Origin of the sequence: Candidatus Ruminimicrobium bovinum, from assembly GCF_902760015.1 — a bacterium.
In the GTDB taxonomy this organism is placed as follows: domain Bacteria; phylum Elusimicrobiota; class Endomicrobiia; order Endomicrobiales; family Endomicrobiaceae; genus Ruminimicrobium; species Ruminimicrobium bovinum.
In genome coordinates this window covers 1-3,780 of sequence record NZ_CACWEU010000126.1, presented here as the reverse complement: position 1 = coordinate 3,780, position 3,780 = coordinate 1, and the positions used below count along the sequence as shown (strand labels likewise).

The following is a 3,780-nucleotide window of genomic DNA, read 5'->3' as shown; positions in this document are numbered from 1 at the left end:
TTCCCCTTCCACAAATTCTATAGAAAAATTTACATTTGTCGGCAACCTGTTTTGGGTAGGTCCGTTAAGATAAATATAATCTATGTTTTTTTGTAATCCGTTAATTAATTTATCTCTTAACTTTATAATTTTTTCATAATTTTGTTGCATTTGGCTTAATGCAATACTGCAAGCAACACCAAATCCTACAATTGCAGGAACATTTTCCGTTCCTGCTCTTTTGTTAAACTCTTGAACACCGCCTTCTATTTGAGGTTTTAAATATATTCCTTTTTTAACATAAAGTGCCGCAGCACCTTTAGGACCGTAAATTACCGAACTTGAAATTGTAAGCATATCAATATTTGATTTAACAACATCTATCGGTATAACTCCCGCTGCAACAACCCCGTCAACATGCAACACAACATTTTTTTCTTTAACTGTTTTTGATATTTCATCAATATTTTGAATGGTTCCTATTTCCGTATTTGCATATTGTATTGATACCAAGATAGTATCTTGTCTTATAGATTTTTTAAGTTCATCCAATATAACAAAACCTTCGTTATCTACCGGAATATATGTAACTTCAAAGCCGTCTTTTTCTAAACTTTTAACTGCATTTAAAACCGAAAAATGTTCTATTGCGGAAACTATAATATGTTTACCTTTTTTAGAATTTCCGTAAGCATACCCTTTTATTGCAAGGTTGTTGGATTCCGAACCGCAGGAAGTAAAAATTATTTCTTCCGGTTTGGAATTTATCAGTTTTGAAACTGAAATCCTCGCTTCTTCTATTGCATCTTTAGATATTTGTCCTAAAGAATAAATGCTTTGCGGATTTCCGTAATATTGTTTTAAATACGGAACCATAGAATCAAAAACTATATCGTCCATTTTTGTATTTGACTGATTATCTAAATATACCTGTTTCATAACGCTCCTTTTTTAGTTTATGGGTTATTGGGTTATGGGATTATCAGTTATTTTTTAGTTACTTTGTCGTTGCAGTTCTCAACCTATAACCCCATAACCTTATCACCTTATAACCTGTAGTTTAAATCCTTCAATCATCAAATCTTCTATTGTCTCTTCCATCCCTCTATACTTTTATACATCTATCCCTCAGTTTTGCTTGTCCATACCGGAGACATTTTTCTTACTTTTTCAACAAGTTTCGGTAACACATCCAATACATAATCTATATCTTCTTCGGTGTTGTATCTGCCTAATGAAAACCTTAATGTCCCTTGTGCCGCAAGCGGACTTGCACCTATTGAAGACAACACATGTGACGGTTCTGCAGAACCGGTTGCACATGCAGAACCTGCCGATGCCGCAATACCTGCCATATCAAGCATTAAAAGTAAAGATTCGCCTTCCAAATAATTAAAACTTACACTTAAAACACTCGGAACGGCATATTTTATATCCGTATTTATTACTACTTCCGGAATTTTTTCTGCAATGCCGTTCATTAACTTATTTCTTAACTTAAATATTTTTTTGCTTTCCTGTTCCATTTCTTCGTTTGCAAGTTCAAGAGCTTTTGTCATACCTACAATTTCTGCAACATTTTCCGTTCCCGGTTTCATACCGAATTCGTGGTGACCTCCGTGAAATAACGGCTCAATTTTTGTTCCTTTTCTTATATATAAAGCACCGATACCTTTCGGTCCGTAAAATTTATGCCCCGATACAGACAACAAATCCACACCTAACTTTTGAACATCAAGTTTTAGTTTACCTGCAGTTTGAACAGCATCCGTATGCAACAATATTTTGTTTTTTCTTGTTTTGTTTATTTCTTTTAAAACTTTAGATATTTCTTCTATCGGCTCAATTACACCGATTTCGTTATTTGCATGCATTATGCTTACTATAACCGTATCGGCGGTAATTTTATTTTTTAGTTCTTCAATATTTACTATGCCTGTTTTATCAACAGATATATAGTCCGCTTTATAACCTTTTTTTTCTAAATTTTGGCAGGTAAAAAGTATGGCATGGTGTTCTATTTTGCTTGTAATAACATGGTTGCCTTTATTTGCAAGTAAACTGCCTGCAATTGCAATATTGTCCGATTCTGTTCCGCAGGAAGTAAAAATTATTTCTTCCGGTGATTCGGCATTTATAAGTTTTGCAAAAGTTTCCCTTGCTTTAGTTAATGCTGCTTTTGATTGTTGCCCGTAAGTATGAACGGACGATGCATTACCGTAAACATCCGTAAAGTAAGGTAACATTTCTTTTAATACTTCTTCCCTTACTTTGGTTGTAGCACTGCTATCTAAATAGACATTTCTTTTTTCCATATTTCCTTCTCATATAATAAAATTTTTTATTTCTTTATAGCCGCCTAAAACATTTGTTGCATCATATCCTCTTTCTTCAAGAAGTATTACCATCTCTTGGCTAAAATACCCGCTGTTACAAAAAACATAAACCGGCTTATTTTTCGGTATACTATCAATTCCCGCCCAAAACTTTGAAACAGGAATATTTATACTTTTTTCAAAATGGTTATCACTATATTCCGTTTCTTCTCTCATATCAACTATCGTTATTTTGGTTTTATCAAGTTTAACAAAATCTTGTGCAGAAATTTCTTTAACCATTAAAAAATTGCTCCGCAATTTTTAGTTTATGGGTTATTTGGTTATAAGGTTATCAGTTGTTTTGTAATTATTGTTTATATTTCTAAACTTATAACCCTATAATCTTATAACCTATGCTGTTGTTATCGTTCCGCCGCCTAACACAATATCCCCGTCATACAAAACCGCTGCCTGTCCGGGAGTTATTGCTTTTTGCGGTTCATCAAAAATAATTTTTACACTATTATCATCCAAAACTTTTATATCTGCTATATGTTCTTTTTGTTTATATCTTATTTTTACCGAACATTTAAAATTTTGTGCAGGCGGATTTCCCAATATCCAGTTAAAATCCGTTACTGCAAATTCTTTTTTATATAAATCTTGTTGGTCACCCAACATTACCGTATTATCTTTTGCGGAAATATTGCAAACATAAACATGTTTTTGAAAACAACCCAACCCTCTCCTTTGCCCTATGGTATAATAAACTATTCCTTTATGTTGTCCTATCACTTTACCGCTTTTATCAATAAAACTTCCTTCTTTTATTTTGTTTTCGGAAAATCTTTCTATTGCTTTAACATATTTGCCGTCCGGAACAAAACATATATCCTGACTGTCCGGTTTATCGGCATTAACAAAACCGTTTTCTTTTGCAATATCTCTGATTTGTGTTTTATGTAAACTGCCTAAAGGAAACAAAGTGTGTGCAAGCTGTTGTTGTGTTAAATTGTATAAAACATAACTTTGGTCTTTGGTGTCATCTGCTGCTTTTTTTAAATAATACTTATCATTGACTTTTTCAATTCTTGCATAATGCCCCGTAACTATGTAGTTACATTCCAAATTTTGTGCCATATTGTAAAGCTTTTCAAACTTCATATATTTATTACAATCTATACAAGGATTAGGTGTTCTTCCTGTTTCGTAACTTTTAACAAACTTATCTATAACTTTATCCTTAAAATCATCGGAAAAATTTAAAACATAATATTTCATACCTAATCTGTTTGCAACGGAATTTGCATCATTAACATCTTTCAAAGAGCAACATGTTCTGCTTTTTACACCTATATCTTCATTATTGTAAAGTTTCATCGTGCAGCCGATACATTCATAACCTTGTTGTTTCAACAAAAAAGCTGCAACACTTGAATCTACTCCGCCGCTCATAGCAATTAAAGCTCTTTTTTCCATTTTA

The 3,780-nt window shown here is 32.8% G+C and carries 4 protein-coding genes; all 4 read right to left on the bottom strand.

Annotation, left to right across the window (positions count from 1 at the left end; all coding sequences use genetic code 11):
- On the bottom strand, positions 1 to 918 hold a 918-nt coding region (locus ACMUOV_RS04575), incomplete at its 3' end, for a cysteine desulfurase family protein (RefSeq protein ID WP_413853931.1).
- Positions 919 to 1,100: 182 nt separating this feature from the next.
- Positions 1,101 to 2,294, bottom strand: a complete 1,194-nt coding sequence (nifS, locus tag ACMUOV_RS04570) for a cysteine desulfurase NifS (protein ID WP_413853930.1) — start codon at positions 2,292 to 2,294, stop codon at positions 1,101 to 1,103.
- Positions 2,295 to 2,303: 9 nt separating this feature from the next.
- Positions 2,304 to 2,597, bottom strand: coding sequence for a rhodanese-like domain-containing protein (locus ACMUOV_RS04565; protein ID WP_413853929.1), 294 nt, complete (start codon positions 2,595 to 2,597; stop codon positions 2,304 to 2,306).
- Positions 2,598 to 2,708: 111 nt separating this feature from the next.
- Positions 2,709 to 3,776 (bottom strand): tRNA 2-thiouridine(34) synthase MnmA, encoded by a 1,068-nt coding sequence (gene mnmA, locus ACMUOV_RS04560; protein WP_413853932.1) that lies wholly within the window; start codon positions 3,774 to 3,776, stop codon positions 2,709 to 2,711.
- Positions 3,777 to 3,780: the final 4 nt, after the last annotated feature.